Annotated in this window: 2 protein-coding genes and 1 pseudogene; all 3 read left to right on the top strand. The window is 77.0% G+C overall.

Features of this window, described 5'->3' with window-relative positions; genetic code table 11:
* Nucleotides 1-454 precede the first annotated feature (454 nt).
* The 3 genes and pseudogenes from SSNG_RS32515 (at nt 455) to SSNG_RS32505 (ending at nt 2505) form a co-directional block, all read left to right on the top strand.
* Nucleotides 455-1056: pseudogene (locus tag SSNG_RS32515) on the top strand (TetR-like C-terminal domain-containing protein).
* A gap of 109 nt (nt 1057-1165) precedes the next feature.
* The gene (locus tag SSNG_RS32510) at nt 1166-2203 is read left to right on the top strand and encodes a PP2C family protein-serine/threonine phosphatase (RefSeq protein WP_042802532.1); all 1038 of its coding nucleotides are present in this window, start codon (nt 1166-1168) and stop codon (nt 2201-2203) included.
* Between the two features lie 32 nt (nt 2204-2235).
* Nucleotides 2236-2505: a hypothetical protein gene (locus tag SSNG_RS32505; protein WP_007268188.1), complete on the top strand. Its 270-nt coding sequence runs from the start codon at nt 2236-2238 to the stop codon at nt 2503-2505.
* The last annotated feature ends 45 nt before the right edge of the window (nt 2506-2550 follow it).

Here is a 2550-nt window from a genome sequence, read left to right as displayed (position 1 = left end):
CGCGTCGACCTGGGGGCCGCGGTGCGGGCCCCGTCGGGGCTCACCCGAACCCTGCCCGGGTGCGGCGGGAAGGTCCAGGCATGGACGCCTCCGATGTGCGGCGGCCCCGACCCGGTCGCGGGGCCCGTCCGGCGGACGCAGGAGCGGTGCCGGAGCCGTTCGACGGTCGAGGTGGTCGCCAGGCTGGTGACCGGCGTCGCGTCGGGGGGATCGGGGCGGTCCACCGGATGGCCGAGCCGCGGCGGAGGGGGCCTGGTCGAGGCGTTCCGCGGTCGTGACGGAGGCCTGCCGGGACGATCGGCGCTCCACGTCGGTCCGGAGCTCCCCGACCGTCCGCGGCGGGGCGTCGGCGGGGGTCTCGGTCCGGCGGGGTACGCGAAGGGCGGCCGGCCAGGGCGGGAACGGGGGTACGGGGACACCGCGTGAGCGCTACCGCGCCCAGGTCCGCGCGGAGATCGAGGAGCGCGTCCGGGAGCAGATCGCGACGGCCGCCGGGGTGTCGGCCCGCTCTCCCCCGACGCGATCGCCCAGCGGCTGGGCGTGAGCGGGCCGGCCCCCTACCGCCGCTGCGCCGGCCGGGACGAGCTGGTCACCGACCCGGTCCGGGACGGCTACCGGAGCCTCGCCGACACCCTCCGGGCCGCCGCCGAGGCGGGCGCGGACCTGGCGGGGCCGGCGCACGCCCTGCGCGACCGGGCCCTGGCGGACCCCCAGCGGTACGTCCCGCCCCACGGCACGCCCGTCCCCGGCTACCGCGCGCCCGACGACACCACCGCCGTCTCCGCCGAGATCACGGCCCCCCTCGACGCCTGCGCGGCCCCCGCCCCGGCCCCGGCCACGTCCGCGGCCCCGTTCACCGCCCACCTGGCGGAGCACCGCGACCGGGCCGGCGGGCACCCCGCCCCGCCCGAGGGCCTCCGCCGCTTCCTGGTCATCCGGACCCGTGTGCACGGCGTCCTGTCCCTGGAGCTCGCCGGACGCCTCGCCCCGATGCGCTTCGATCCCGCGCTGCTGTTCGCCACCGGACTCGGCGCCCTCACGACCCCCGGCAGCTGACCGCCACCTGCCGCACGGGGCGCTATGCCCCCCTTGCGTGGATATCCTGTGAACTGTGATCGAGTCCGGACGGCCGCGGCTCCGCCGGCGCCCCGGCCCGGGAAGGCTTGTGCGGCTGTCGCCGGTCATCCTGACCGTCGTCATCGCCAGCCTGGCGTACACCACTCCGCCGGAGATGGCCTTCAGCCGCCTCCTGCCCGCCGCCCCGGCCCTCGCCGCCGCCATGTGGCCGGTGCTCCCCACCGTCCTGCTCGGTACGGTCTGCCTCGTCCTGATGATCGGCCTCAGCCTCGTCTTCCCGGACCTCGGCACGTGGTGGACGGCGGCGGGGATCATCGCCGTCACCGTCGCCGCCGCGTACGGCAGCCACCTGCGGCTCCAGCGCGAGCGCACCCTGTTCCAGGTGAGGCTCGTCGCCGACGCGGCCCAGCAGGTGGTCCTCAGCCCGATGCCCCGCCGCTTCGGCGACGTCGCGATCGAGTCGCTGTACCTGGCGGCCGCGGCGGAGGCCCGCATCGGCGGGGACTTCTACGAGGTGGCCGACACCCCCTACGGGGTGCGGCTGCTCATCGGTGACGTGCGGGGCAAGGGGCTGCCCGCGGTGGGGTCGGCGGCGGCCATCGTCAACGCCTTCCGGGAGGCGGCCTACGACGAGACCGACATGGTCGAGGTCGCACGCCGGATGGACGCCAGCAGCACCCGCTACAACGCCGCCTTCCCCGCCGACGGAGCGACGGAGCGCTTCGCCACCGCCCTGCTCGTCCAGATCCCGCACGGGGGCGGGCACATCGACATCCTCAACTGCGGGCACCCCCCGCCCCTGCTCCTGAACCGGGGGGAGCTCCGGGTCCTCGAACCCGCGGCCCCCTCGCCGCTGCTCAGTCTGGCGGAGCTGATCGGCGATCACTACAGCGTCGACAGCTTCGAGTTCTCCCCCGGGGACCTGCTGCTCCTCTACACCGACGGGATCGCCGAGGCCCGCGCCCGCGACGGCGAGTTCTTCCCGCTGACGTCCTGGATGCGCCGCCAGCCCCCGACCCCGCCCCGCGAGCTGCTCACGGCGCTCCACCGGGACCTCGTCCACCACAGCAGGGGCCGTCTCGACGACGACGTCGCCGCCCTCGCGGTCCGCCTGTGCGACCCCTGACGAACCGATCACGCGCCCGCTACCCTGCCGACATGGCGTCCCCCTCCCGTCCCGGCCGTACCGGCCGCCGCGCAGCGCTGGCGGTGGCCGCCGCCGCGGTCCTCGCGGCGGGCGGCGTCTGGCTGTACCCGGACCTGGCGCGGCGGGGCGACTTCACCTCGGACCCGCCTCCCTGCTCGCTCGTGACGGCGCAGACGGCCCGGGCTGGTGGCGGGGCCGGCGGAGGCGGTGGAGGCCGGGTCGGCCTGCACCTGGGCCGGACCCCGGCGGTGACCCGCAGCCGGTCCTGGAGGTGCGGGTGACCCGGCTGGGGGACGCGGGCGGCGCGGGAGGACTTCCGGCGCGTC

The organism is Streptomyces sp. C (genome assembly GCF_000158895.1).
Lineage (GTDB): Bacteria > Actinomycetota > Actinomycetes > Streptomycetales > Streptomycetaceae > Streptomyces > Streptomyces racemochromogenes.
Note: the sequence above shows the minus strand (reverse complement) of the source record. Positions and strands in the feature narration are given on the sequence as shown.